The following is a 26,312-nucleotide window of genomic DNA, read 5'->3' as shown; positions in this document are numbered from 1 at the left end:
CGTAGGCCGTGTGATCACGCCCCGCCTTCTCGCCTGGACCGGGGAGGCGCTGGTCGAGACCGAGACCGAGCCGACCCATCAGGGCGTGCAGGTCGCCGACAGCTGGCTGGTCGCGAACGGCGGGGTGCGGGCCCTGCAGCTGCACCACGACAGGTTCCTGGCCGGGCTCGCGTCGGAGACCCGCATCGACCCCGCGCCGGCCGAGAGGTTCTGGAACGCGGCGGTCGCCGAGCTCCCCCGCACCGGCGACTGGTTCCCCCGGGTCGACGCGCTGCGGACGGGCGACGAGACGACCCTGGCCCTGCGCATCCGCCCTGCTCCTCCGCTCGGCGCCTCCGTGCGCGTCGCCTCTCTCGACGCGGGCGACCCGAGGACGGTGGCCTCGGTGAAGGGCCCCGACATCGAGCGCCTCGGTGCGCTGAAGAGCGAGGCCGCCCGCGACGACGTCGACGAGCCCGTGATCGTGTCGGCCACGGGTCACGTGGTCGATGGCGCGACGAGCGCCCTCCTGTGGTGGAGGGGCGACCGGCTGTTCGCACCGTCGGCATCCCTCCGCCGTGTAGACAGCGTGACGGCGAAGTCCATTCGCCTGCTGGCCTCGGCCACCGCGACGGAGTCGGGCGAGGAGTTCGCGACGGCGGCGCAGCTCGCCGGGTGCGAGGTCTGGGTCGTGAACGCGCTCCACGGAATCCGTGTCGTCACCTCGTGGAGGAACGGCCCGAGACTCACCCGCAACCCGCGCCGCGCCGCGCTCTGGCAGCGGCGACTCGACGCGCTCGTCCGGCCCCTGCCCTAGCGGGGACTCAGCCCAATCGCAGGCGCGAGGTGACGAGGTCGTCGGGCACCGGCAGGTGGCTGATGATCACGACGGCCCGGCGACCGTCGGGGTCGGCGGATGCCGCCAGCAGGTCGACGAGGAGCGCGTCGGCCCGGTCGGCGTCGACGTTGGCCGTGGGCTCGTCGAGCACGAGCACAGGGAAGTCGGCGAGCAGCGCCCGGGCAAGGGCGATGCGCTGGGCCTGACCTCCCGAGACGAGCGAACCGCGCTCGCCGACCCGGGCATCCAGGCCGCCCCGGCCCTCGACCCACCCCGACAGCCCCACCCTCTCGAGAACGCCGAGCAGCTCGGCGTCGCTCGCGTCGTCGCGGGCGAACAGCAGGTTCTGGCGGATGGACTCGTCGAACAGGTACGGGATCTGCTCGGAGAGCCCGACGACGCGGCGCACGTCGGCGAGCGGCAGGCTGCGCACGTCGACACCGCCCAGGCTGTAGGAGCCCTCGAACTCGAGGAACCGCACGAGCACGTGCGCGAGCGTGGTCTTTCCCGAGCCGCTGGCCCCCGTGACCAGGATGCGGTCGCCCGGCGAGATGGAGAGGTCGACGCCCCTGATAGCGGGCGCAGCCGCCTGCGGCCAGGTGGCCGAGACCCCCCGGAGTTCGATGACCGTGCCCGTCGGCTCGGCGGTGCGGGAGGAGACGCCGGGCCCGTCGACGGGAATCTCGGTCGGCACGGTGTCGGGAACGACGGAGGCGACCCGCTCGGCGCTCGAACGCACCTGGCGCAACGCCGCGAGCGCCAGGGGCGCACTCGACACGACCTCGAAAACCGCGATGGGCACCAGCGCGATGATCGCCAGCACCGGTCCGTTGAAACCGGGCGTTGCGAGCGCGGGGATGCCGACCAGGAGCGCCGCGACACTCGCGGCACCCGCGAGAAGAGACAGGATGCCCGTGGCGACCCCCGACCCGGCGGCGCTCGAGAGCACGGCGCGGGTCAGTCGACGATCGGCGGTCTCGACGGCGGCCAGGCGGGAGCCGGTCGCGTCGAACGCGGTGAGCACGTCGAGGTTGACGACGGTGTCGAGCACCTCGTCGGCGAACGCGCCCCGGAGCGGGGCGATCGAGCGCTCCGACCGCGCAGCGACGACGCTGTTGACCACCGTGCCGACGAGAGCGGCCAGCACGAGGGCGACGAGGAGGGCGATGCCGGCCGCCGGCAGGAGGATCCAGACCGTGACCACACTGGTTGCGGCGACGGCGCCCGAGATGAGCAGGGGCTGCACGACGCGCAGCGGCAGGTTCTGCAGCTCGTCGACGTCGGCCGTGAGGCGGGTCAGCAGATCTCCGCGCCGGGTGCCCGACAGGCCGTCGGGTGCCAGCGGAACGAGTCGTTCGTAGATGCCCACACGGAGAGTCGCCAGGGTGCGGAACGCGGCGTCGTGGCTGGCGAGGCGCTCCGCGTAGCGGAAGCCGGCCCTGCCCAGGGCGAAGGCCCGCACGCCGACGATCGCCATGTTGAGGTAGAGGATCGGCGGCATCTCGGCCGCCCGGGTGATCAGATAGGCCGAGGTGGCGATCAGTCCGACGGCGCAGAGGGCGCTGAGCAGGCCGAGCAGCGCGCCGGGGGCGAATCGGCGCGCGCGCGGCTGAGCGAGGCGCAGCACCTCTGTCGTGCGCATCAGGCCACCACCGCTGCGGGCTCGAGCGCGAGGATGCCGTCCGCAGCGCGGGCGATCGCCTCGCGGTGTGTCACCACGACCAGGGCCAGGCCCGTGTTCTCGACGAGGCCCGCGAGCCCCCGCACGAGCCGCGCTTCGGTCTGGTCGTCGAGGGCCGAGCTCGGCTCGTCGAGCACGAGCACGCTCGACCGCCGCTCGAGGGCCCGGTAGACGGCCCGCGCGATGGCGACGCGCTGCGCCTGCCCGCCCGACAGTCCGGCACCGGCCACACCGAGCGGTCGATCGAGGTCGATCTCGTCTGCCGCGGCGATCTCGAGGGCGCGCGCGGCTCGGGCCCGATCGGGGGCGGCGCTGCCCAGGGTCACGTTCTCGAACACCGAGCCCGCCAGGAGCCCCGGGCGCTGGCCGCACCACGAGATCCAGTCGAGACCCGTCTCCCCCGATGCGATGTCCGTGCCGCCCAGCATGACGCGGCCGGTGTGCGGAACGAATCCCAGCAGGGCGGCGACGAGGGTGGACTTGCCCACGCCGGAGGGGCCCATGACGGCCGTCAGCCTGCCGGGGGCGAACTCCGCATCGAGGGGACCGATCACCGCGCGGCCGTCGTAGCCCGCGCCGAAGCCGGAGAGCACGAGCGACCGGGACGACTGGGGCTCCCGCAGATGGCCCGTGTACGGGCCGACGGTCTCGTCGAGCCCGGCCTCCGGATCGACGACACCCTTGTTCGCTGCCGCTGCCGCTGCCGCTGCATCGAGGATGTCGAACACGTCGTCGGCGGCCGCGACCCCGTCGGCCGCGGCGTGGAACTGGGTGCCGACCTGCCTGATCGGCAGAAAGGCCTCGGGCGCGAGGAGCAGCACGAACAGGCCGACCGAGAGGCCGAGCGAGCCGTCGATCAGCCGGAGTCCGACCGAGACGGCGACGACGGCCACGGCGAGACTCGACACGAGCTCGAGCACGAATCCGCTGAGGAACGACACGCGCAGCACCTTCATCGTCTGAATGCGATACTGCTCGGTGACATCCCGGATGCGCCCGGCCTGGCGCGCGGCCCGTCCGAAGAGCGTCAGCGTCGAGAGACCGCCCACGATGTCGAGGAATCCCGTGGAGAGCCTCGTGAGCAGCTGCCACTGCGTCTTCTGCACGGTCTGGGTCGCCCAGCCGATCAGGATCATGAAGACGGGGATTATCGGCAGGGTCAGAACGACCCCGAGGGCGCTCGGCCAGTCCTGCAGGAAGATGACCAGCACGACCACCGGAGTGGCGATCGCCGTGAGGATGAGCTGGGGAAGATAGCGGGAGAAGTAGGTGTCGAGGGCATCGAGCCCTGGCCCGGTGACGGTGGCCACCGACGTGGCGTTGCGCCCGGCCATCCATCCCGGTCCGAGGTCGACGACGGCCCGCAGGACGCGGGCGCGAAGCTGGCTCTTGACCCGAGCGGCCCCGCGGGTGCTGGTGACCTCCGCGAGCCAGAGCAGCGCGGCCCGCGCGACCACGACGACCGCGAGCGCGACGATCATCGGCACCAGCGCGGCCAGGCCGTCGCCGGCGATGGCTCGCACGATCACCTGGCTCAGGAGCCAGGCGAACGCGACGATGCAGGCCGTCTGGGCCAGGCCGATCACCGCGCCCGCCGCCAGGAATGCCCGGGCCGCCCGGGCGTAGGCGAGCAGCCGAGGGTCGAGAGGTTTCACTCGTCTAGTGTGCCGCCTGCGCACTCTCGATGTGCGCACGGGTGACCCGCTTGCGGAACACCCAGTAGGTCCAGCCCTGGTAGGCGAGGATCAGGGGAAGCGCGATGAGGGAGATCCAGCTCATCACCTGGAGGGTGTACGGCGTCGATGAGGCGTTCACGATATTGAGGCTGTTGGCAGGATCGTTCGACGCCGGCATCACGTCGGGGAACAGCGACAGGAAGAGGCCCAGCACGGCGAACGCGACGGTCGCGGCCATCGAGGCGAAGGCTGCGCCCTCCCTGCCGCGGGAGTTCGCGAGCACGGCTGCGATGAGGGTGACCGCGGCGACCGCAGACAGCACCGCGGAGAGGAAGCTGCCATAGGCCAGGGTCGTCCAGAGCAGGAAGGATGCCGCGACGACGATGGTCAGGACGCCGGATCGCGTCGCCAGCCTGCGAGCTCTCTGCCGCAGGGCGCCATCGGTCTTCAACGAGACGAAGATCGTTCCGTGGGTGAAGAACAGCAGCAGCGTGGTGAGGCCGGCGAGCAGCGCATACGGGTTCAGCAGGTCGAAGAAGGTACCCGTGTAGTTGAAACCGTCGTCGAGGGGCACACCGCGAACGATGTTGCCGAACGCCACCCCCCACAGGAAGGCGGGAACAGCCGAACCGATCACGATCATGGCGTCGAAGCGACGCTTCCACGAGGCCTCGGGGCGCTGGTGCCGGTATTCGAACGAGACGCCGCGCAGGATCAGCGACAGCAGGATCAGCAGCAGGGCGAGGTAGAAGCCGGAGAACAGCGTGGCGTACCACTCGGGGAACGCCGCGAACATCGCGGCTCCGGCGACGATCAGCCACGTCTCGTTGAGATCCCAGATCGGCCCGATCGTGTTGATGATCACGCGGCGGTCGACATCGTCCTTGCCGAGGAAGGGGATGGACATGCCGACGCCGAAGTCGAAGCCGTCGAGAACGAAGTAGCCGATGAAAAGGAATGCGATGATTCCGAACCAGAGGGTGGGAAGGTCCATGGTCAGTACACCGTCGTTTCTACTCTGCGGACGCCGGTCTCCGGGTCGGGCTGCGGCAGATCGTCCGGACCCTTCTGGGCGGCCTTCTTGATGAGCTTGAACTCGACCACGGCGAGCGTGCCGTAGATCAGGGTGAAGGCGATCAGCGAGATCAGCACCTCGAGTCCTGTGACATTCGGTGATACTCCGTCGGCCGTCTTGAGCAGGCCGAAGACGAGCCAGGGCTGGCGGCCCATCTCGGTGAAGATCCACCCCATGATCATGGCGCCGAGCGAGAGCGGGAACGCCCAGATCGCAGCCTTCCACACCCACTTCGACCAGCGGCCGGACAGGACCTTGGCGCCGAAGACGCTCTTCTTGCGGGTCAGTACCAGGCCGACGAACGCGGTGAAGACGTGCAGCACGCCGAGGGCGATCATCCAGCGGAACGCCCAGTACGTGATCCAGATGGTCGGCGTGTAGTCGCCGGGGCCGTAGAGCTGCACATACTGTGCCTGCAGGTCGTTGATGCCCTCGACCGTGCCGTCGAACGTGTGCGTCGACAGGAATGAGAGCAGGTACGGGATGCGGATCGAGAACAGTTCGCTCGACCCGTCCGGCGTTCCGAGGGTGAAGATGCTGAACGAGGCGTCGGCTCCCGTCGACGTCGTGTACATCGCCTCGGCGGCCGCCATCTTCATGGGCTGGGTCTGCACCATGGCGAGGCCGAGCGAGTCGCCGGTGAAGACGGTGAGCGCTCCGGCGATCATCATCATCCACAGGCCGAACTTGAGGGCCGGTCGCATGGTGTCGAGGTGCTGGTTGCGGGAGAGGTGCCAGGCGGCCACTGTGACGATGAGGCCGGCGGCCACCATGAAGCAGGCGAAGATCGTGTGCGGGAACGCCGCGAGCGCCACCTTGTTGGTGAGCAGGGCCCAGATGTCGGTCAGCTCTGCGCGCCCCTTCTCCTCGTTCATCTGGAAGCCGACCGGGTTCTGCATGAACGCGTTGGCCGCGATGATGAAGTAGGCCGAGAGTACGCTGCCGATGGTCGTCGCCCAGATCGTGGCGAGGTGCAGGCCCCGGGGCAGCTTGTCCCAGCCGAAGATCCACAGTCCGATGAACGTCGCCTCGAAGAAGAACGCCAGCAGTCCCTCCATCGCCAGCGGCGCACCGAAGACGTCACCGACGAATCTCGAATAGTCCGACCAGTTCATACCGAACTGGAACTCCTGCACGATGCCCGTGACGACGCCCATGGCGAAGTTGATGAGGAAGAGCTTTCCGAAGAACTTCGTCAGCTGCAGGTACTTCTCCTTGTCGGTGCGAACCCACGCCGTCTGGAAGAGCGCGACGGTGAGCGCAAGGCCGATCGTGAGCGGCACGAACAAGAAGTGATACACCGTCGTGAGGCCGAACTGCCAGCGCGACAGGAGAAGTGGATCGAGCCACTCGTTCATCTGGGATTCCCCTTCGGAAGTAGACTTCTACACAACGTAGAAATCCTTCTTCTACAGAGCGTAGAACATCCTCGAACGAAAAGGTAGTCTGGACCCATGATCACTCTCGGCGTCCTCGAGCGTTCCGTCATGAACGCACTCTGGGAATCGCCCGACGGCCTCTCCGCACCCGAGCTCGGTGAACGACTGGTAGCCGTCGAGGCCCCGGCGAAACGACGCGAACTCGCCACCACCACCCTCCTCACCGTGCTCTCGCGGCTCGAGAGCAAGGGGTTCGTCTCACGCACCCGCGCCACGAGGCCGCACCGCTACCACGCGGTCAACTCTCGGTCGGAGCACACGGCCGAGCTCATGCACGAGGTGCTGCAGCTCGCACCCGACCGAGACGATGCGCTCGCCCGGTTCGTCGGAGGCGTCTCGCCGACCGAGGCCGAGACGCTTCGCCGACTGCTCGCATCCCGCGGCACCGGCGAGTAGCCGGTGTTCGCAGCCTCGATCGGGCTCGCGATCCTGGCCCTCGCCCTCGCCTGGCCCGTCCCGATCGCGCTGGCCAAGGCATCCTGGCCCGCTCGCGCACCGGGAACCGCCCTGGCGCTGTGGCAGGCGATCGCCCTCTCGGGAGGACTTTCGATGATCGGGGCACTGCTCGCTTTCGGGCTGACGCCGTTCGACGGCGACCTCGGCAGTGCGGCGCGTCTTCTCTCCGGCCGCCTCCTCGAGGGGCCGCTCCCCTCGCAGACCGGCGCGCTCCAGCTCGTCGCCCTCGCCGGAGCCGTCGTGCTGGGCGCGCACCTCGTCTTGAGCCTCGCCTCGACGGCGGTCAGCACCGACCGGGAGAGACGGCGACACCGCGCCCTCATCGGCCTGCTGAGTTCGCCGCTTCAGGGCAGCCCGGGCACGCGTATGCTCGACTTCCCCGCGCCGGTCGCGTACTGCCTGCCGGGAGTCCGCTCGATCACGGTGCTCACCGAAGGCCTCGTGCGGGTTCTGGATGCCGCGCAGCTGCGCGCCGTGCTGGCCCATGAGCGGGCCCACCTCCGTCAGTACCACCACCTGGTGCTCCTCGCATTCAAGGCGTGGAACATCGCGCTCCCCTGGTTCCCCATCGCGAACCGGGCGGAGAAGGCCGTCGCCCTGCTCGTCGAGATGCTCGCCGACGACGACGCGCGGCGGGAGGTCGACGACGCCTCGCTCGCCACCGCCATCGCCATCGTCGGCTCACCCTGGCGCGACGGAGATCCGACGGCCGCGAGCACAGCATCCGACGAGCTGGTTCCCGAAGCCGATCCCGAGACGCTGGGCGCCCGTGTCTCGCGCCTCGTCTCCCCGCCCGCCGCACTCCCGGCCGGGGCACGGCCGCTCGTGCTCGTCGTGTCGTTCGCCCTCATCGCGAGCCCTGTCGCGGTGCTCCTGACGCTGCTGTAGTCCTGCCGGTTCGGCTCATCCCCAGTTCGAAGGCGTCGGCAGGTCATAGGCTCGATGCGTGAACGAGATTCTCACCTGGATCCTGGACACGGTGTCCAGCGTCGATCCCGTGTGGAGAACGCTGATCGCGGGCGTCGCGATGCTCCTCGAGACCAGTATTCTTCTCGGCCTCGTGGTGCCCGGCGACACCGTGCTGCTGGTCACCGCCACCGGGGTGCAGGGGCCCGTGCAGTACATATCGCTCGCACTCGCGTCGATCATCGGGGCGTTGGCCGGCGAGAGCATCGGCTTTATGCTCGGACGCTACTTCGGGCCGCGCATCCGACACTCTCGGCTGGGACGGCGCATCGGAGAGCGTCAGTGGCAGCGGGCGGAGCGCTATCTCGCCAGACGCGGCGGCATCGCCGTCTTCCTGTCGCGGTTCCTGCCCGTGCTGCACTCCCTCATCCCTGTCACGGTGGGCATGAGCCCCATGCCGTATCGACGCTTCATCGCCTGGACGCTGCCGGCGTGCATCCTGTGGTCGTTCGCCTACGTGACGGCGGGGTCGCTCGCCGCCGGAAGCTACCGCGAGCTCGCCGACAGCCTTCACTTCGCCGGCTACATCTTCGTCGGGGTGATCGTCGCCTTCGTCATCGTGGTCGTGATCGTGAAGAAGCTCATCGCCCATGGCGAGGAAAGGCACATGCATGACGCAGCAGACCCCTCCGACTCCGCCGCCGGACGCACCCTCCCCCGCTGAGGATCCTCTCGAGCGCGCTTCGGTCGACTACAGCACGGCGGACTACTTTCCGAGCCCGGTGATCCGGTGGGGACTGCCGCAGTTCGCGATCGGACTGCTGGCCTTCGTTGTGATGGTCGTCGCCGTCAATGTCGTCTCACTGTTCGTGCCGCTGGAAGCCCAGGGGTTTCTCCTGTTCGCAGCCGTGATCCTCGGGTACGGAGCGTTGTTCGCGACGGTACTGGTCGCGTCCCGGCGTCACGGAACAGGGTCGCTCGCCCGTGATTTCGGACTGCGTATCGCACCGGTCGACCTGGCCATCGGACTCGGCGTGGGGGTGGCTGCGAAGATCGCGGGCGTGGTCGTGGCCGTCCCGCTCGTGTCGATGACCGGCGGAGCTCCGACGAGCAACGTACCGGTCGAGAACGACGTCGTCTGGATCGTGCTCAACACGGTCGTCGCCACCACTCTCGTCGCTCCCGTCGTCGAGGAGCTCTTCTTCCGTGGCCTTCTGCTTCGAGCGATCCGCAACGGGGTGCTCCGGGGACGGGCCTCGCGCCCCCGCACGACCAGGCCGAGCGCTGCGCGCATCCGTGCGGCGCTCGTGGGCAGCATCGTGGCCTCGTCCGTGCTGTTCATGGCCATCCATCTCTACCAGGCGCCCGACGTGACCACGCTCCTCGTGCTCGGCAGCTCGACGCTGCTCCTCGGTCTGGCGAACGCGGTTCTGGCCACCCGGACGGGCAGGCTCGGGCCGGGAATCGTGGCGCACGCCGTCTTCAACGGCGTGGCACTCCTCGGGTTGCTCGCCGTCTCCTGACACACGAAGAGGAGCCCGCCGACCACGGGTCGACGGGCTCCTCTCGAGCAGGATTCGGTGCTTAGAACAGCTTCTTGTCGTCGAGCCAGGCCTTGGCGATGACCTCGGCCGACTTCTGGTCGTTGACGCTCTGCGAGTTGAGGTCGACCAGGTCGTCTTCCGTCAGTGCCGCGCTGACCTTGTTGATGATGTCGGCCGCCTTGTCGTCGACCTTGGTCGATGCGACGGGAACGACGTTGTCGGCGACGAACAGTCCATCGGGGTCGGTGAGGGCCACGAGGTTGTTGGACTTGATGTTGGGGTCGGCCGTGTAGATGTTTCCCAGCTGGATCGTGTTGTCGACGAGCGCCTTCACGGTCAGCGGTCCGCCGGAGTCCTCGATCGACTGGAACGTCGTGTCGATGCCGTACTTCTCCTTCAGCGTGGCGGGACCGTAGGGACGGGTCTCGAGTTCGGCGTTGCCGCCGACGACGATCGGGGTCTTCACGTTCTTGAGCGACGCGATATCGGTGAGGTTGTTCTCGGAGGCGTACGCCTCGGTGACCGTGTAGGAGTTCTGGTCGGATGCCTCCGACTTGTCGAGCACGCGCAGGCCGTCGGGCAGGGCCGACTCGAGCGCGGTGTAGACGTCGTCGCTCGTCGTGGCCGTCGTGTCGGGCTCGAGCGCCTGCAGCAGGCTTCCGGTGTACTCGGGGAACAGGTCGATCTTGCCGGCCTCGATCTCGGGCAGGTAGACCTCGCGCTGACCGATGCGGAACTGGCGGTCGACGGTGTAGTCGTTGGCCTCGAGCGCCTGGGCGTAGATCTCGGCGATGATCTCGCTCGAGTAGTAGTCCTGCGAACCGATGACGATGGAGTCGGTGCTGGCCGAGTCACTCGATCCGGCGTCCAGCGGATCGCTCGTTGCGCACCCTGCCAGCGCCACCACGGCGCCGACCGCGATAACGCCTGCGACGACCCGGCCCTTCTTAATGTTTGCTGTGAACATCGTTATTTCCTCTCTTCGGTGGGAGACCCCACCACCGCCACGCGTCGGGATGACGGCGTGCGGACGTCTGTGTTCTGGTTCGCGACGACGCCGCGTGGTACGACCAACTTCTGGATGATCGCGAAGATTCCCTCGCTGAGCAACGCGAGCGCGATCACGAGAACAGAACCCGCGAGCATCTGCGGGTAGTCGTTGGACTTCAAGCCCACGAAGATGAACCGCCCCAGCCCGCCGGCGCCCACGTAGTCGGCGAGCGTGGCCGTCGCGATGATCTGCAGCGTGCCCGAACGGAGGCCGCCGATCAGAAGCGGCAGGCCGAGAGGAATCTCGACCTTGCGCACGATCTGCCACTCCGTCATTCCCACGGCCCTGGCGGAGTCGATCGTGCGACGATCGATCGCCTCGAAACCGGAGTAGGCGCCGGCCAGGATGGGCGGGACTGCCAGCACCACCAGGGCGATGACGGGCGCCTCGACTCCGATGCCGAGCCAGAGCGCGAGGATGATGAGCAGTCCGAGGGTCGGAAGCGCCCGGAATCCTCCGGTGAGGCTCACGGCGAGGCTACGACCGCGACCGGTGTGGCCGATGAGATAGCCCAGGGGGATGGCGATGACGCTCGAGATCACCAGCACGACGAGGCTGATGGTGAGGTGCTGCACCAGACGGATCGGAATACCGTTCGGACCGCTTTGATGTGCGGGATCGAAGATCCAGGCGAATGCCTCGATGAGGAGGTTCACGATGCGGCCGCCTCTGCAGTCAGACGTGCGCGGCGGGTCGGGGCGACGCGTGTCGCGCGCGTCCATGGCATCACCAGTCTGCCGATGAGCACGAGCACGGCGTCGATCACCAGGGCGAGGGCGATGGTGGCGACCATGCCGGCGAACACCTCGGCCACGATGTTGCGCTGCAGACCGTCGGTGAAGAGCAGGCCGAGGCTCTTGATGCCGAGGACCGCGCCGACGGTCACCAGGCTGACGGTGCTGACGGCCACGACCCGGATGCCGGCGAGCAGCACCGGCCCCGCCAACGGCAGATCGACCTTCCAGAAGCGCGTCCAGGGCGAGAATCCCATCGCGGTGGCCGACTGGCTGATGTCCGACGAGACCGAGCCGAGCGCATCCGACGTCGTGCGCACCATCAGTGCGATGCCGTAGAGGGTGAGCGCGACGACGACGTTGATCGAGTCCCGCGCGCCGGTTCCGAGGATGATCGGAAGAACGATGAGCAGGGGCAGCGACGGGACCGCGTACAGCAGGCCGAGCACGGTGAGCAGCACGCCGCGGCTCGGTCGGTAGCGGTTGGCCAGCCAGCCGAGCGGAACCGAGAGCACGAAGCTCAGGACGATCGGCGGGATGCTGAGGGCGAGGTGCTCGAGGGTGCGCTGGCCGATGAGGGGCAGGTTCTCGATGACCCAGTTCATGCGGGCGCGTCTTTGCTGCCGCCGGTGGGGCCGTCTACCAGCACCCCGGCCGCGCGGCCCTCGCTGTCGAGTACGACCTCACGGCCGTCTCGCCTGTCGATGTGCAGTGCCCGCTTGCCCTTCGTCGCCCCGATGAAGTCGGCGACGAAGTCGTTCGCCGGGGCGCTGAGGATCTCGGTCGGAGACCCCTTCTGCACGATGACGCCGCCCTTCTGCAGGATGACGACCTGGTCGCCCAGGAGGAAGGCCTCGTCGATGTCGTGGGTGACGAAGACGACGGTCTTGTCGAGTTCGCGCTGCAGGCGGATCAGCTCCTGCTGCAGTTCGGCGCGCACCAGGGGGTCGACGGCGCCGAACGGCTCGTCCATGAGCAGGATGTTCGGGTCGGCCGCGAGCCCGCGCGCGACACCCACACGCTGCTGCTGCCCGCCCGAGAGCTGACTCGGGTAGCGGTTCGCGAGGGAACGGTCGAGGCCGACCGTGTCGAGCAGTTCGAGGGCCCGTGCGTGGGCCTGCTTCTTCGGCACGCCGTTCAGCAGGGGAACGGTCGCCACGTTGTCGATGACCTTGCGGTGAGGCAGCAGGCCGGAGTTCTGCATAACGTAGCCGATGCGCCGACGGAGCTTCACCTTGTCGAGTCCGACGATGTCTTCGCCATCGATCTCGATCGAACCAGACGTGCGGTCGATCATGCGGTTGATCATGCGGAGGATGGTGGTCTTGCCACAGCCCGAGGAGCCCACGAAGACCGTGGTCTTGCGCGAGGGGATGACCAAGCTGAAGTCATCGACGGCGAGTGTGCCGTCGGGGAACTGCTTCGACACCTGACGGAACTCGATCATGTCTTGGCCCGTTCGTCTGGCGCGCCCGAGTGCACGCGTGTATGACCAGCCAAACACGGAGCGCCTCGATAGGCAAAGCACACCCGCTGGGCATGACGAATTGTGTCCGGCAGGCTAAGGTGCAGCCGGTCGCGCGCGTCAGACGGTCTGCGAGTCGCTCTCGTAGTGCCTCGTGAGGTAGTCGTGCACGATCTGCTCGCACTCGCCGATGATCTTCTCGTCGCCGGTTCCTCCGAGCATGAACGCGCGCACGAGGAGGGCGTCCATCATGGTGACCGCGATCTCGAGACGCGTGAGCAAGGCCGCGTCCTGCGGCATTCCGTAGTCGTCGACGAGAACGTCGTGCAGGGTCTGGGCGATGCGGTGCGACTTGATGCGCGAGACGTCGGTCTCGGGCGAGGAGACGAGGTCACCGAGCCGGATGGAGGTGAATCCCACCTCGCCACGGTGCATCGCCACGGACGATCCGATCGACACGACGACGGCGTCGACCCATCCGGCGGGCTTCTTCTCGGCCAGGTCTGCCTCGAACTGGCGCAGGAAGCGCTCGACGCTGCGCGTGCCGAGGGCGGTCAGCACCGCGATGCGGTCGGGGAAGTAGCGGTAGACGGTGCCGATGGATGCTTCGGCGCGATCGGCGACGAGGGCGGTCGTGAGGCGCTCGATGCCCACTTCGTCGACAACGGCGGCGGCGGCGTCGAGCAGGGCGGCGATGCGGTCGGAGCTGCGCGCCTGGATCGGCTCGTTGCGCACCTGTACGGCCTCGGCGCGGGTTTCCTCGAAGACGTTGTTGGGCACGGCGCCGATCCTTTCAATGGGGATGTCGTGATCATACTAGTTGCGCCGGGGCGGCAGAATAGAGCACATGTGTGGTCGTTTCGTCGTGTCCCGTGCAGCCGGCGACCTCGTCGCCCTCTTCGACGTCGATGTGGAGGGGGCGGACCTGCCGGAGCCGTCGTGGAACGTCGCGCCGACCCAGCGCATCCCGGTGATCATCGACGCGGTCAATCGCGCTGCGGCGACCGACGAGAACGCCCCCGAGGTGCTGAGGCGCCTGGAGGCGGCGCGCTGGGGACTCGTGCCGTCGTTCGCAACCGAGCCCACGGCATCCGCACCCCTGTTCAACGCGCGCATCGAGACCGCCGCCGAGAAACCGGCCTTCCGCGAGGCCGTCGTCTCCCGCCGTGCGGCGATCCCCGCCTCGGGATACTACGAGTGGCTGGTCGCGCCCGACGGCGGCAAGACGCCACAGTTCGTGTCGTCGGGCGACGACGAACCCATCCTCTTCGCGGGCCTGTACGAATGGTGGCGCAACCCGGCCGCTGCGGCCGACGACCCCGCGCGCTGGCTGCTGTCGACGACGATCCTGACGAGGGAGGGCGCAGGTCCGCTCGCGTCGCTGCACGAGAGGATGCCGGTGTTCCTGGAGCCCGGCCTCATGGAGGACTGGCTCGACCCGCGCACCACGGGAGACGCACGGCTGCTGGCGGAGATCTCCCTCGCGGCCGAGGAACTCGCCGACGACATGGTGTTCCACACGGTCGGCACGGCCGTCGGCACCGTCGGCAACGACTCACCAGAACTCGTGCTGCCGGTTCACTGACCCCGACCCCGACAGGGGATGCGTGCAACACTGGGGTGTGCGGAAAGCAGACAAGACACTCTCGGCCAAGCAGGGTGCCGAGGTCATCATGCACCGTGCGGCGCGCATAGAAGACGCCGTGCACGAGTTCCGGCAGAAGCGTGCGCAGGCCAGCGGCAAGGTCCCGACAATCATCCCCTACGCGGGATACGGCTCGACCACATGGCTCCGGGTGCTCGCCCGTGTGCTTCTCACGACACCCGCGCGCCCGGGCTCGCGAGCGGACCGCAAGGCCCAGAAGCACATCGAGAGCATCAGGGGATGGCGCAGCTTCACGAGCGTGCCGTTCGGCAAGGTGCCGGTCACGATCGAGGCGGGCGGGCGATCGCACACTGTCGCGGCCGACCGCGGCGGGGTCGTGGATGTCGTCATCGAGGTCGCGCTCGATCCCGGTTGGCAGACGGTCACGATCGGAACGGAGGGCGGCAAGACCGTCGAGTCCCCCGTCTTCGTGCTCGAGGACTCGACCCGCTTCGGCGTGGTGAGCGATATCGACGACACGGTGATGGTCACGGCGCTGCCGCGTCCGCTGCTCGCCGCGTGGAACACCTTCGTGCTCGACGAGCACGCACGAGTACCCACGCCCGGAATGGCCGTGCTGCTCGAGCGCCTGACCACGGAGAACCCGGGTTCTCCCGTGATCTACCTGTCGACCGGCGCATGGAACGTGGCTCCCACCCTCACTCGTTTCCTCTCGCGCAACCTCTACCCCGCGGGCCCGCTGCTGCTCACCGACTGGGGGCCGACCCACGACCGCTGGTTCCGGAGCGGGCGCGAACACAAGCGCGAGAACCTGCGCCGGCTCGCCCGGGAGTTCCCCGACATGCGATGGCTGCTGATCGGCGACGACGGCCAGCACGACGAGGAGATCTACGCCGAGTTCACCACCGACTTCCCGCAGAACGTCGCCGCGGTCGCGATCCGGCAGCTCTCGAACAGCGAGGCCGTGCTGGCCGGTGGCCGCTCGAAAGACGAGGTGCACACCGAGCGCACCGGGGCCACCTGGGTCTACGCGCCCGACGGCGCCGGCCTCTCCGACCAGCTCCACGACGCCGGCGTGCTCTGAGTCGTCTGGCACTCTGAGTCGTCTGGCACCCTGAGACGTCTGCCGCCACGCCGGGTCGACTGGCGCATGTCGGTGCTGCTTCGTACACTTCGAATATAGAAGATATATTCGAATGTCTCCCGATCGGAGAGCGGCCCATGAACATCGACGAACCCGTGAGCGTCGAGCTGTCCGACGACGGCTCCCCCGTGCGCTTCGTGTGGCGGGGTGTCGTCTACGGGGTCATCAGCGCCCCGGAACGCTGGTTCGCGCGACGTCCCTGGTGGCAGCTCGACGCCCGTGCGCCGCGCGGTGCGGGCGAGAGCCTGATCGATCGTGAGATGTGGAGGGTCGACGCCCTGCCCCTCACCTCCGGCGCCTCCCTGCTCGACGGCACATTCGACCTCGGCCTGCACGCGGCCACCGGCGTCTGGAGCCTGAGCCGCGCATCCGACGACGTGCTCGACGCACAGCTCTTCGCCTGACGACCATGGCCCGGTTCACTCATCTGCATGTCGCGTCGGCCTATTCGGCGCACTTCGGCACGTCGCAGCCCGAGGCCCTCGTGGCCGCCGCCGTGCACGACGGCGCCGAGGCCGCGGCCATCACCGATCGCGACGGCCTCTACGGCGCGATCCGCCATGTGCGCGCCTGCCTCTCCGCCGGCATCGACGCGATCGTCGGCGTCGATCTCGCTCTGCTGCCCGAACGACGACGCGGCGCGTCCGCCGACCTCGCGACGGCCGCGGCGGCGTCGCCCGCCCGCATCACCGTGCTCGCCCACGGCCAGAACTCCGGCGAGGGGTGGGCCGCGCTCTGCCGCCTCATCAGCGCGGCCCACAGCCCGGCCGCCGACGGCATGCCCCGGCAGCCGGGCGATGTGGGCGTGCAGAAGTCCAGGCCGAGCGGGTTCATCCTCGGCGAATCCGGCCCCGTCGCGACCGTGCTGCTCGGGCCCGATTCCGATGTGGCACAGGCCGTCGCCGCCGCAGACCTCTCTCTGGCGGCATCTCTTCTGACCGAGTGGAAGCGCCTGCTGCCGGGCGCGCTCGCGGTCGAGATCGTGTGCCACCTCACCGAGCCGGGCGACCGGGCGAGCATCCGGCATGCCGCGCGCCTGCTCGAGCTGGCCGACACGGTCGGTGTTCCCGCCGTTCTCAGCAATGCCGTGCGCTACCTGCAGCCCGACGACGCCGTCACGGGTGACGTGCTCGACGCGGCCGACAGGCTCCGCCCCCTCGGCGCCTTCCAGCCGCAGCCCAATGCGCAGGCCTGGCTCAAGCCCGCCGAGACCATGAGGCGGCTCGCCCTGCTCGTCGTCGATCATTCGGCCCTGCCTCGATCCGCTGCCGAACAGCTGCTCTCCGCCACCGAGCGCCTCGCAGACGCCTGCCGGCTCGACGCGCACGCAGACCTGGCCTGGCGTCGCCCCAAGATCCCCTCCTCGGCCGTGCTCGGCATCGAGGGCGACCCGGTCGTCGAACTGCGCCGCCGCAGCGAGTCCGGGCTGCTCGAGCGTTATGCCGATGCGAAACCGAGCGAGCTCGAGTCGCTGCGAACGCGCCTCGACGACGAGCTCTCGACGATCGCCGGGTTCGGTTTCGCCAGCTACTTCCTCACCGTCGCCGAGGTGTCGTCGCTGATGCGCTCCATGAATGTGCGCAACCAGGCGCGCGGTTCCGGCGCGGGCAGCCTGGTGAACTACCTGCTGCGCATCTCCAACGTCGATCCCGCGCGGCACGATCTGCTGTTCGAGCGCTTTCTCGGCAACGCGAGGTCGACCCTGCCCGATATCGACATCGACGTCGAGTCGGCCCGTCGGCACGACATCTACCGGGCCATCTTCGAGCGTTTCGGCCAGAACCGGGTCAGCCTCATGTCGATGCAGAACACCTACCGGGCACGGGGTGCGGCGCGCGACGCCGGGCTCGCCCTCGGGCTCGACGATGCCCAGATCGACCTCGTCGCCACGAACCTGTGGCGGTTCAACGCCCGCGACTTCCGCCAGGTGCTCACCGAGAAGCCCGAGCTGCGCGAGATCGCCGCGCTCGTGAAGAACGACGCCCAGATCGACATGCTCGTCGATCTGACCGAACGGCTCGACCGTCTTCCCCGGCACATCAGCATGCACCCGTGCGGCGTGATCCTCGGCAACGACGACCTGCTCAGCACCACCCCGGTGCAGCCGAGCGGCATGGGTCTTCCGATGAGCCAGTACGACAAGCACGACATGGACGACGCGGGCCTTTTGAAGCTCGACGTGCTCGGCGTGCGCATGCAGAGCTCCCTCGCGTACGCGGTGTCCGAGATCCAGCGCATCCACGGCCGTCGTGCCGCCCATGCCGGCGGACTTCCGGTGGACGCGCGCTACGTCAGCGCCGACGGCATCATCGAGCTCGACGAGATCCCGCTCGACGACGAGGCGACGTTCGAGGCGATCCGAACGACCCGCACCCTCGGCATGTTCCAGATCGAGAGCCCGGGCCAGCGCGAACTCATCGGCAAGATGCAGCCCACCGAGTTCGAAGACCTCATCGCCGATATCTCGCTGTTCAGGCCCGGGCCGATGAAGGGCAACATGGTGGCTCCGTTCCTCGACGTGAAGCACGGCTTCGCCCAGCCGCAGTATCTGCACCCGACGTTCCGCCCCTTCCTCGAGAGCACCTACGGGGTCGTCATCTACCACGAGCAGATCCTGCGCATCTTCGCCCTGTGCATGCAGGTCACCCTCGCCGAGGGTGACGAGCTGAGACGAACCATCGAGCATCCCGAGGCGCTGGTCGAGCAGCGGTTCCGGCTCGAGACCGCCGCCAACGTCGACGCCGCGGGAGCCCGTCGCTACGACGACGCCGCGATCGAGCGCATCTGGGCTGTGCTGAAGGGCTTCGGCTCCTTCGGGTTCTGCAAGGCCCACGGGGCGGCCTTCGCGCTGCCGACGTTTCAGAGCGCCTGGCTGAAGACCCACTACCCGGCCGAATTCGTGGCCGCCCTGCTCACGCACGACCCGGGCATGTATCCACGCCGGCTGCTGCTCGCCGAGGCCCGGCGCATGGGCGTGCCCATCCTGCCGCTCGATGTCAGCGCCTCGCGCGACATCTACAGGGTCGAGCGCATCGAGCCGCCCCGGTCGCACGGCGTGCTCGCCGATCCCGACGACGTGATCCTCGGAATACGACTGTCGCTCAGCGACGTGCACGGCATCAGTTCCGCAGAACTCGACCGCATCCTCGCAGGCCAGCCCTACGCGGGCATCGGCGACTTCTACCAGCGGGCAGCACCGTCGCGCGCGCTGCTCACCCGACTCGCCCTCGTCGGGGCCCTCGACTCGCTCGCGGCGCACGACGGCTCGTCGGGCGGCGCGCAGCCCACCCGCGGAGATGTGATGGCCCGGGTGCGCGAGCTGGTCGCCCGGTCCAAACGGCCTGCGACGCGCAACGCCCAGCCCACACTGCCGATCTTCGTCGACGACCGCGAGCAGCTCACCGAGGCGAATCCCGAACCGAGCATGGTCGAGCGCGTCGCGACCGAACTCGATGTTCTGCAGATGGAGGTGAGCGAGCACGTGATCGAGAGCTACCGACCCCTGCTCGACGAGCTGGGCGTGATGCCCTCGAGCGAGCTGCTCGGGTGCTGGAACGGCACCACCGTGCTGGTGGCCGGCATCCGCGTCGCCACGCAGACGCCACCGATGCGCAGTGGCAAACGCGTGGTCTTCATCAGCCTCGACGACGGTTCGGGATGCTCGGACTCGACCTTCTTCGAAGAGGCGCAAGACCGTGCGGGTGCGCTGCTGTTCGGCACGAAACTCATGGTGATCCAGGGCAAGACGAGGCGCACGGGCGAGCGCGGCATCTCCATCGAGGCGACCAACGCGTGGGACCTCAAGGCGCTGTGGGCGCAGTGGCAGCAGACCCAGCGCCACCAGGGGCGCGAGGCCTCGTAGTGCGGCGGCGGGCCGAGGCGCACAATAGGCAGATGCGCCGCACAGACCGCACCCTGATCGCGAACCTCCGGCTTGCCGCGCAGCAGCTCGCGGGCAGCACGCTCACCGCACCCGCCGACGTGGCCACGGCGATGCTCGCGCTGCAGGCGCAAGACCTGTCGAGCGCGCAGTGGGCGCTGGCCGTGCGCAGCCCCTCCACGACGCTCGCCGACGTCGACCGGGCCTTCGACACGGGCGCGATCGTGCGCTCGTGGCCCTTTCGGGGAACGCTCCACGTGACCCCGGCGGTCGACCTCGGCTGGATGCTCGAGCTCACCCGCGACAGGATCGTGCGGGGTGCGGCCACGAGGCACGCGGGCCTCGGCCTCGACGAGTCGGTCTTCGCCCGCGCCGCCGACGTCGTGCGCGGGGTCCTCCGGGGCGGCGCCCGGCTGTCGCGGGCCGACCTCTTCGCCGAGCTCGACGCATCCGGGGTCGCCACAGACCAGCAGCGAGGCGGAAACCTGCTCTGGTACCTGGCCCACACCGGGCTCATCTGCTTCGGACCGATGCAGGATTCGGGCCAGGCGGTGGTGCTCACCGAGGAATGGATCCCCGAGCCTCGTCGCCTCACGCCCGACGAGGCCCTGACCGAGCTCGCCGTGCGGTACTTCACCTCGCACGGACCGGCGACAGTGCGGGACCTGCTGTGGTGGAGCAAGATCCTCGTGCCGGAGGCCCGGAGAGCAATCGAGGGTGCGGGCGACCGACTGCGACAGCTCGTCGTCGACGACACGGTCTACTACCTCGGCGCAGAGCAGACCGATGCCCCGCCCGCTCCCCCGATACTGCTGCTGCCCGGCTTCGACGAGTACATCCTGGGGTACGCCGATCGCGATGCGGTGCTTCCGCCCGAGCACAGCGAGCGGGTCGTGCCGGGGGCGAACGGCATCTTCCTGCCCATGGTCGTGGCGAAAGGGCAGGTGGTGGCCACGTGGCGGCGCACGATCCGCCGCGGCACGGTCGACACGGTGGCCACCGCGTTCGAACCGATGGCGCGAACGACCGTGGGGCGCGTCGAGAGAGCTGCGGCGGGCTACGCCCGGTATCTCGGCCTGGTGCCCGGATCGACCACAGTCGTCGACGCGTGATCGACGAGTGATCAGCTCGTGATCGGCTCCTGAACGACGCCCGGGCTGCGCGGGCGCAATCCATCGCCCGTGCCGCCTACGAATACGGGGAGACATGACCGATCTCGACACCGCCTCCCCGCAGTACGCCCCGTTCGGCCTGGTCTACGACGCGGCATCCCTGCAGCTCGTACCGCTCACGGTCGACACCCCTCTCGGGCCCGTGCGCGTGCACCATTCGCCCACGAGGAGCGGATCGACCGCAACCTTGCTATTGCACGGCGCGGCAGGATCGTGGACCACCTGGACGCCCCTGATCCAGGCCGCGGTCGCCGCGGGCCACCCGCTCACCGATGTCGTCGCCATCGACCTGCCGGGCTGGGGCGCCTCGCCCGGCCCGCGCATCCGGTCGCAGCTCACCCTCGATGCCCTCGCCGACGTCGTGTGGCAGGTCGTGCACACCCGGCTCGGATACGACCGCGTCGACATCACGGGACACTCCCTCGGCGCGTTCATCGCGCTGCACCTGGCAGCGACCCGACCGGCCGAGGTCGAGGCCGTGCGACTGATCTCGGCCACGGCGTTCTCGGTGCTGGCCAGCGTGGAGCACCCGGTGCGATCGTTCTTGGCAGTGCCCGGCTTCACGATGCTGCTCGCCGTTTTCCGGGCGCTTCGGATGGGAGACGACCGCGGGATCGGGCTCGTGCAGGCCGTGCGGCGCGGCGGGCTGCTGAGACTCGCCGTGAGTCCCCTGTTCCGGCACCCTCTGCGCGTGCCGCGCTCGGTGATCGACGCGCTGGCCGATGAGGTGCGGCCCGACAGCTTCGTGCGCGCCGCCGAGGCGACGCGCGGCTACCGTGCGGCGCGGCGGTGGCGGGGCATCCGCTGCGCCGTCTGGGCCGTGCGGGGCGACACGGACTCGTTCGTGCCGTACCGCGACCTCACGGGTCTGCTCGGGGCGATGCCGCAGGCCACGCTCGCGGAGATCGGCGACAGCGGCCACTTCGCCCATGTCGAGCGCCCGTACGAGACGCTCGAAGCCCTCGGCCTGATGGCCGCACGCCGCTAAAGTCGGATCATGGCAACGGAACCCCCCTCGGCCGCACGGCAGCCGGTCTCGACGCGACGGGTCGAGGCCTTCACCGACGGCGTCTTCGCGATCGCGGCGACCCTGCTGGTGCTCGACCTCACGATCGACGGGTTCGACAGGGCCACGACGAACGATCAGCTGTGGCACCAGCTGCTCGGGCTGCAGCAGAACCTGCTCTCGTTCGTGATCAGTTTTCTGCTGCTGTGCTTTCTCTGGTCGGTGCACGTGCGGCAGTTCGAGTACCTCGAACGCATCGACAGCACGCTGACCCTGCTCAACACGGTGCGGCTGCTCGGGGTGGTGCTGATCCCCTTCACCACGAGCCTGAACAGCGAGTACTCGGAGCTTCTGGCGGGGCGGCTCGCCCTGCCCCTCAACTTCCTGTTCGTCGTCGCGATGGGAGTGGCGCAGTGGGAGTACGCGACCGCCTCGAAGCGCGGACTCGTGGAAGGGCTGTCAGACGAGACCCGGCGCAGATACCGCACCAACGGCCTCATCGCCGTGGGGCTGGGCGTCGTCGTGGTCGTGCTGTCGGCGTTCGTCGGGCCGTGGGCGTTCTTCGTCTACCTGCTCAGCGCGATCCTGCAGCGAGTCGCCAACAGGCCGGCACGGCGCGCTCTCCCGTGAAACGACGAAGCCGCCGCCCGGTGATTCCGGGCGACGGCTTCGACAGGCGGATGACCCGCCGGGGTGCGACTACTTCTGCAGCGAGGCCTGAAGGTCGATCGTGATGGTGACCTCGTCGCCGACGAGGACTCCGCCGGTCTCGAGCGGCGCGTTCCAGCTGACACCGAAGTCGTTGCGGTTGATCTTGGTGGTCGCGGTCAGTCCGGCCTTGTAGTTGCCGTACAGGTCGTCCTGGAAGCCGCCGAACTCGAGGTCGAACGTGACGGGCTTGGTGACGCCCTTGATGGTGAGGTCGCCGTCGACGAGGAAGTCGCCACCCTCGTAGCGGATGCCCGTGGACACGAAGGTCAGCTCGGGGTGCGTGGGAGCGTCGAAGAAGTCGTTGGTGCGCAGGTGCCCGTCGCGGTTCTCGTCGTTCGTGTTGATCGAGACGACCTCGGCCTTGGCGGAGACGCTCGAGTCGAGGGGGTTCTCGCCCGTGGTGAACGTGGCGTCGAACTTCTCGAACTTGCCCTTGACCTTGCTGATGAGCAGGTGGCGAACGCTGAACGAGACCTCGGAGTGCGAGGGGTCGATGGTCCAGGTGCCGGCCTTGTAACCCGGGATGGTGATCGTGTCGGTCATGATTTCTCTTTTCGTCTGAGACAGAAGGGAGTGGGAGCAGAACCCACTTCGATACAAATGCATGTACCTCCCGGATTATTCCATGTCGAGGAAACGAGATCCTGAATGCGCGATGAATGTCGTCATGCGGCGACACAGTTGAGAGGATTGCACCATGACCAATGACAGAACACGCGTGGATTTCTGGTTCGACCCCTCCTGCCCCTGGGCGTGGATGGCGAGCCGCTGGGTCGATGAGGTCGCGGGCCACCGCGACCTCGATGTGCACTGGCACATCATGAGCCTGGCGATCCTCAACGAGAACAACGACGTCGACGAGTCGTACCGCGCGTTCTTCCCGCGTGCCCTGCGCTACGCCAGGGTGGTGGCGACTGCCGAGGCGCTGCACGGCGAGTCCACGCTCAAGCCGCTGTACGACGCGCTCGGCACGCGCATCCATCTCGACGAGCGGGCGACCGACGTCGAGGCCGTGGTCGCCGAGTCGCTGGCCGAGGCGGGTCTCGATGCGTCGATCGCCGATCGCGCGCTTCCGGATGCCGATGGCCGGTTCGAATTCGACGCCGAGCTCCGCGCGTCGCACCGCAGCGGCATCGACCTCGTCGGCGACGACGTCGGAACCCCGATCATCGCGGTGAACGGCGTGGCGTTCTTCGGCCCCGTCATCTCCCCCGCTCCCCACGGAGACGAGGCGCTCGCCCTCTGGGACGGCGTCGTCGCGGTCGCCTCCTACGACGGCTTCTTCGAGCTCAAGCGCAGCCGCACCCGCGACCCGATCTTCTCGTAGTCCCCCTCATCCCGGGATTCCCAGACGGTTCGCCTACCCTTGAACCATGGCCCACCCCGTTCTGCGATTCCTCGGCGTGCTCGCAACGGTCACCGCGCTCGTCGCGGTGCCGTTCACGGGTGCGGCCGCCGGGCCGCTCCGCGCGGCCGACTACCCCTCATGGGACGACGTGCAGGCCGCCAAGCAGAACGAGGCCACCGCCCAGGCGGAGGCCGACCGCATCACCGGGCTGCTCGACGAGCTCGAGGAGACGGCGACCACCCTCAGCAATGAGGCCCTGAAGCGCGGTGAGGAGTACTACATCGCGACCTACAACAGAGACGCGGCGCAGACCTCCGCCGACGACCTCGAGACCCGCGCCGACCAGGCGGCGGCCACGGCCGAGGCCACGAAGAAGCAGGTCGGCCAGATCGCGGCCCAGCTCTACAAATCGGGCGGCGACAACGGCACGGTCAATCTGCTGCTCAACGGGGAGAAGTCCGACGAGCTCCTCTACAAGCTCGGAACCATGAGCCAGCTGACCTCGCAGACGGTCGGTCTGCGCGACGCGGCCGAGATCGCGGCGAACAACGCCTCGTCGCTGCGGGCCCAGGCCGATGCCGCCCTCGCCGAGCGCGATCGGTTGTCGACCGAGGCCGAAGCGGCGCTCGGCGCCGCCGAAGACGCCCAGGCTGCGGTCGATGCCCAGGTCGCCGAAGAGAAGGCGCACAGCGCCACCCTTTACGAGCAACTCGCCTCTCTCAAGAACACGACCGCAGCTGCCGAACAGGGCTACCGCGAGGGCCAGGCCAAGATCGCCGAGGAGGCTGCGCGCAAAGCAGCCGCCGACGCGGCAGCTGCCGACGCAGCGGCAGCAGCGGCAGCGGCCTCCGACTCCGGAGGGGACGGCAGCTCGTGGGTGCCGGACTCGTCGTCGGTGGCATCGCCGGCCGAAGCACAGGCGTACGCGTCATCGGTTCTCGGCAACTACGGCTGGGGAGGCGACCAGTTCGGATGCCTCGTCAGGCTGTGGAACGGGGAATCGGGCTGGCGCGTGAACGCCTACAACACAGACAGCGGCGCTTACGGAATTCCGCAGTCGCTGCCGGCCAACAAGATGGACAGCGTCGGCACGGACTGGCGAACCAACGCAGCCACCCAGATCACCTGGGGTCTCATCTACATCAGCGACAGATACGGCACTCCGTGCAACGCCCTGTCGAGCTGGAACGCCCGCTCGCCGCACTGGTATTGATCACCGCGCGACGATAGCCGGTCCCGCCACAGCCAGCAGGATCACGTCGACGACGGCGCTGGCGATGATGAGCTGGAACAGCAGTCGCGTCGGCGGTCTGGTCAGGGCCAGCACGATGCCTGCGACCGCGAGGGCCACCCCGGCGACGAGCCCGATCACCGCCACTACGACGAGCGCGGGCGAGGCGGCCGCGATGCCGAGGCACGCCACGATCGAGGCGAGTGCCAGCGAGGCGAAGGCGATCACGCTCGACGCCCCGCGCCCGAGGGCGTGCGGCAGTCCCCGAACTCCCGTGCGGGCGTCGTCGGCGAGATCGGGCAGCACATTGGCGAAGTGCGCGCCGAAGCCCAGAAGCGCTCCCACGGCGATCGCCCACCAGGTCGAGGGTCGGGGCTCCGAGAGCGACAGCGTCACGAACAGCGGAAGCGTTCCGAAGGTCACGAGATAGGGCACTCCCGAGGCGAGCGTGCGCTTGAGCCACGCGTTGTAGCTCCAGCCGGATGCGATGCCCACGATGTTCACGACCGCCGCGAGGGGGCCGAGCAGCAGGGAGAGCGGGATCGCGATCGCGGCGGCCGCGATGGCCGCGGCTCGAACCGCAGAGCGGGTGACCAGACCGGATGCGATGGGCTTGTCCGAGCGGGCGACGGCCGTATCGCGGTCGGCGTCGATCCAGTCGTTGCTCCACCCGATCGACAGCTGGCCCGCCAGCATGGCAGCACCGACCAGAACCACCCGCATCGGCTCGACGCCCGTTCCGATGGCCAGGACCACGGTGACGAGCGTGACGGCGGCGGCGGGCCCCGGGTGGGACGCGCGAATCATCCCCCGGAGCATACGTCGAATTATAGGTACGGAGCGGGCCCGAGCTTCACTCGCGCTCGATACTGGCCAGAAGCAGCGCCAGGGAGCGCTCGAGGGCGGTGCGCTCAACGGTCGTGAGTCCGGCCAGAAGAGCCTCCTCGGCGGAGAGCTGAAGCGGGAACACCTCGTCGGCGAGGGCCCGACCGGAGTCGGTCAGGGCGATCAACGCTCCCCTGCCGTCTGCCGGGTTCGACGACCGCTGAACCAGGCCGCGACGCTCGAGCCCCTTGAGCCTCTTCGTCGTCGACGGGGCGGTCGCGAGGGAGATGGTGCGCAGTTCGCCCGGCGACATCGGCGCTCCGGAGCGCCGAAGTGCGGCGAGGATGTCGAACTCTCCGCGGGTGAGGTCGTGGGCGGCGAGCACGTCGTCGCTGTGGTGCACGATGCGGGCGGCGCTGCGTAGCACGCGCCCCACGATTCCGATGGCGTCGAGATCAAGGTCTGGCCTCAGCCGATGCCATTCGGCTTGGATGTCGTCGACCGCGTCCGCCGGTCGGCGTGCGTCGGGCGTGCGTTCGATCATC

Annotated in this window: 26 protein-coding genes; 14 read left to right on the top strand and 12 right to left on the bottom strand. The window is 68.7% G+C overall.

Going from position 1 to position 26,312, the window contains the following annotated elements; genetic code table 11:
- The first annotated feature begins 10 nt into the window (after positions 1-10).
- Positions 11-796 carry an aminotransferase class IV gene (locus ASF51_RS15860; protein ID WP_162236970.1) on the top strand — a complete coding sequence of 262 codons (786 nt, stop codon included), beginning with the start codon at positions 11-13 and terminating at the stop codon, positions 794-796.
- A gap of 7 nt (positions 797-803) precedes the next feature.
- Here ASF51_RS15860 and cydC read toward each other — a convergent pair whose 3' ends face one another.
- Genes cydC through ASF51_RS15840 form a run of 4 tightly spaced genes read right to left on the bottom strand, consistent with a single transcriptional unit; the run spans position 804 to position 6,607 of the window.
- The gene (gene cydC / locus ASF51_RS15855; RefSeq protein ID WP_055931979.1) at positions 804-2,459 is read right to left on the bottom strand and encodes a thiol reductant ABC exporter subunit CydC; all 1,656 of its coding nucleotides are present in this window, start codon (positions 2,457-2,459) and stop codon (positions 804-806) included.
- The gene (cydD, locus tag ASF51_RS15850) at positions 2,459-4,153 is read right to left on the bottom strand and encodes a thiol reductant ABC exporter subunit CydD (RefSeq protein ID WP_055931976.1); all 1,695 of its coding nucleotides are present in this window, start codon (positions 4,151-4,153) and stop codon (positions 2,459-2,461) included. The genes cydC and cydD overlap by 1 nt, the downstream gene beginning before the upstream one ends.
- 4 nt (positions 4,154-4,157) lie before the next feature.
- Entirely contained in the window at positions 4,158-5,168 is a 1,011-nt protein-coding gene (gene cydB, locus ASF51_RS15845) for a cytochrome d ubiquinol oxidase subunit II (protein WP_055931973.1), read from the bottom strand.
- A 2-nt stretch (positions 5,169-5,170) separates the two neighbouring features.
- Positions 5,171-6,607: a cytochrome ubiquinol oxidase subunit I gene (locus ASF51_RS15840; protein WP_055931970.1), complete on the bottom strand. Its 1,437-nt coding sequence runs from the start codon at positions 6,605-6,607 to the stop codon at positions 5,171-5,173.
- Positions 6,608-6,703: 96 nt separating this feature from the next.
- On the opposite strand from ASF51_RS15840, the gene ASF51_RS15835 reads away from it, so the two are divergent.
- From ASF51_RS15835 to ASF51_RS15820, 4 genes are read left to right on the top strand one after another with little or no spacing between them, the layout of a single operon-like run.
- Positions 6,704-7,084: a BlaI/MecI/CopY family transcriptional regulator gene (locus tag ASF51_RS15835; protein WP_055931967.1), complete on the top strand. Its 381-nt coding sequence runs from the start codon at positions 6,704-6,706 to the stop codon at positions 7,082-7,084.
- Between the two features lie 3 nt (positions 7,085-7,087).
- Positions 7,088-8,032: a M56 family metallopeptidase gene (locus tag ASF51_RS15830; protein ID WP_055931964.1), complete on the top strand. Its 945-nt coding sequence runs from the start codon at positions 7,088-7,090 to the stop codon at positions 8,030-8,032.
- 58 nt (positions 8,033-8,090) lie between these two features.
- A complete protein-coding gene (locus ASF51_RS15825; protein ID WP_055931961.1) occupies positions 8,091-8,774 on the top strand; it encodes a DedA family protein in 684 nt (227 codons plus the stop codon).
- A complete protein-coding gene (locus tag ASF51_RS15820; RefSeq protein WP_055931958.1) occupies positions 8,722-9,573 on the top strand; it encodes a CPBP family intramembrane glutamic endopeptidase in 852 nt (283 codons plus the stop codon). The genes ASF51_RS15825 and ASF51_RS15820 overlap by 53 nt, the downstream gene beginning before the upstream one ends.
- A gap of 61 nt (positions 9,574-9,634) precedes the next feature.
- On the opposite strand, the gene ASF51_RS15815 is transcribed toward ASF51_RS15820, so the two are convergent.
- From ASF51_RS15815 to ASF51_RS15795, 5 genes are all read right to left on the bottom strand, one after another.
- Entirely contained in the window at positions 9,635-10,561 is a 927-nt protein-coding gene (locus ASF51_RS15815; RefSeq protein WP_055931955.1) for an ABC transporter substrate-binding protein, read from the bottom strand.
- Between the two features lie 2 nt (positions 10,562-10,563).
- Positions 10,564-11,301: an ABC transporter permease gene (locus tag ASF51_RS15810; protein WP_055931952.1), complete on the bottom strand. Its 738-nt coding sequence runs from the start codon at positions 11,299-11,301 to the stop codon at positions 10,564-10,566.
- On the bottom strand, positions 11,298-11,984 hold the full coding sequence (locus ASF51_RS15805) for an ABC transporter permease (protein ID WP_055931949.1): 687 nt from the start codon (positions 11,982-11,984) through the stop codon (positions 11,298-11,300). Before ASF51_RS15805 ends, ASF51_RS15810 begins: the two co-directional genes overlap by 4 nt.
- Positions 11,981-12,826: an ABC transporter ATP-binding protein gene (locus ASF51_RS15800; RefSeq protein WP_055931946.1), complete on the bottom strand. Its 846-nt coding sequence runs from the start codon at positions 12,824-12,826 to the stop codon at positions 11,981-11,983. Before ASF51_RS15800 ends, ASF51_RS15805 begins: the two co-directional genes overlap by 4 nt.
- Before the next feature lie 138 nt (positions 12,827-12,964).
- Positions 12,965-13,624, bottom strand: a complete 660-nt coding sequence (locus ASF51_RS15795) for a TetR/AcrR family transcriptional regulator (protein WP_055931943.1) — start codon at positions 13,622-13,624, stop codon at positions 12,965-12,967.
- A gap of 67 nt (positions 13,625-13,691) precedes the next feature.
- On the opposite strand from ASF51_RS15795, the gene ASF51_RS15790 reads away from it, so the two are divergent.
- The 7 genes from ASF51_RS15790 (at position 13,692) to ASF51_RS15760 (ending at position 22,282) form a co-directional block, all read left to right on the top strand.
- The gene (locus ASF51_RS15790) at positions 13,692-14,429 is read left to right on the top strand and encodes an SOS response-associated peptidase (RefSeq protein WP_055931940.1); all 738 of its coding nucleotides are present in this window, start codon (positions 13,692-13,694) and stop codon (positions 14,427-14,429) included.
- An 88-nt stretch (positions 14,430-14,517) separates the two neighbouring features.
- On the top strand, positions 14,518-15,534 hold the full coding sequence (locus tag ASF51_RS15785; protein ID WP_055932317.1) for an App1 family protein: 1,017 nt from the start codon (positions 14,518-14,520) through the stop codon (positions 15,532-15,534).
- A 137-nt stretch (positions 15,535-15,671) separates the two neighbouring features.
- Complete coding sequence (locus ASF51_RS15780) at positions 15,672-15,998, top strand: DUF6504 family protein (RefSeq protein WP_055931937.1); 327 nt, start codon at positions 15,672-15,674, stop codon at positions 15,996-15,998.
- 5 nt (positions 15,999-16,003) lie between these two features.
- Positions 16,004-19,456 carry a DNA polymerase III subunit alpha gene (locus tag ASF51_RS15775; protein ID WP_055931932.1) on the top strand — a complete coding sequence of 1,151 codons (3,453 nt, stop codon included), beginning with the start codon at positions 16,004-16,006 and terminating at the stop codon, positions 19,454-19,456.
- Between the two features lie 32 nt (positions 19,457-19,488).
- The gene (locus tag ASF51_RS15770; RefSeq protein WP_055931928.1) at positions 19,489-20,586 is read left to right on the top strand and encodes a winged helix DNA-binding domain-containing protein; all 1,098 of its coding nucleotides are present in this window, start codon (positions 19,489-19,491) and stop codon (positions 20,584-20,586) included.
- Between the two features lie 94 nt (positions 20,587-20,680).
- Entirely contained in the window at positions 20,681-21,634 is a 954-nt protein-coding gene (locus ASF51_RS15765) for an alpha/beta fold hydrolase (protein ID WP_055931926.1), read from the top strand.
- Between the two features lie 9 nt (positions 21,635-21,643).
- A complete protein-coding gene (locus ASF51_RS15760) occupies positions 21,644-22,282 on the top strand; it encodes a TMEM175 family protein (protein WP_055931924.1) in 639 nt (212 codons plus the stop codon).
- Between the two features lie 69 nt (positions 22,283-22,351).
- Here ASF51_RS15760 and ASF51_RS15755 read toward each other — a convergent pair whose 3' ends face one another.
- Positions 22,352-22,906: a YceI family protein gene (locus tag ASF51_RS15755; RefSeq protein WP_055931921.1), complete on the bottom strand. Its 555-nt coding sequence runs from the start codon at positions 22,904-22,906 to the stop codon at positions 22,352-22,354.
- A 154-nt stretch (positions 22,907-23,060) separates the two neighbouring features.
- Here ASF51_RS15755 and ASF51_RS15750 point away from each other — a divergent pair, with 154 nt between their 5' ends.
- A complete protein-coding gene (locus ASF51_RS15750; protein ID WP_055931918.1) occupies positions 23,061-23,690 on the top strand; it encodes a DsbA family protein in 630 nt (209 codons plus the stop codon).
- A 46-nt stretch (positions 23,691-23,736) separates the two neighbouring features.
- Positions 23,737-24,924 (top strand): hypothetical protein, encoded by a 1,188-nt coding sequence (locus ASF51_RS15745; protein WP_055931915.1) that lies wholly within the window; start codon positions 23,737-23,739, stop codon positions 24,922-24,924.
- Here the strand turns inward: ASF51_RS15745 and ASF51_RS15740 are convergent, their stop codons facing one another.
- Together ASF51_RS15740 and ASF51_RS15735 are read right to left on the bottom strand one after the other, a co-directional pair.
- Complete coding sequence (locus tag ASF51_RS15740) at positions 24,925-25,749, bottom strand: UbiA family prenyltransferase (protein ID WP_235497285.1); 825 nt, start codon at positions 25,747-25,749, stop codon at positions 24,925-24,927.
- A gap of 46 nt (positions 25,750-25,795) precedes the next feature.
- Complete coding sequence (locus ASF51_RS15735) at positions 25,796-26,311, bottom strand: MarR family winged helix-turn-helix transcriptional regulator (protein WP_055931912.1); 516 nt, start codon at positions 26,309-26,311, stop codon at positions 25,796-25,798.
- Position 26,312: the final 1 nt, after the last annotated feature.

This window comes from Agreia sp. Leaf283 (assembly GCF_001422485.1).
Lineage (GTDB): Bacteria > Actinomycetota > Actinomycetes > Actinomycetales > Microbacteriaceae > Agreia.
The sequence above is the reverse complement of the archived record's forward strand: the minus strand, read 5'-3'. Positions and strand labels throughout refer to the sequence as shown.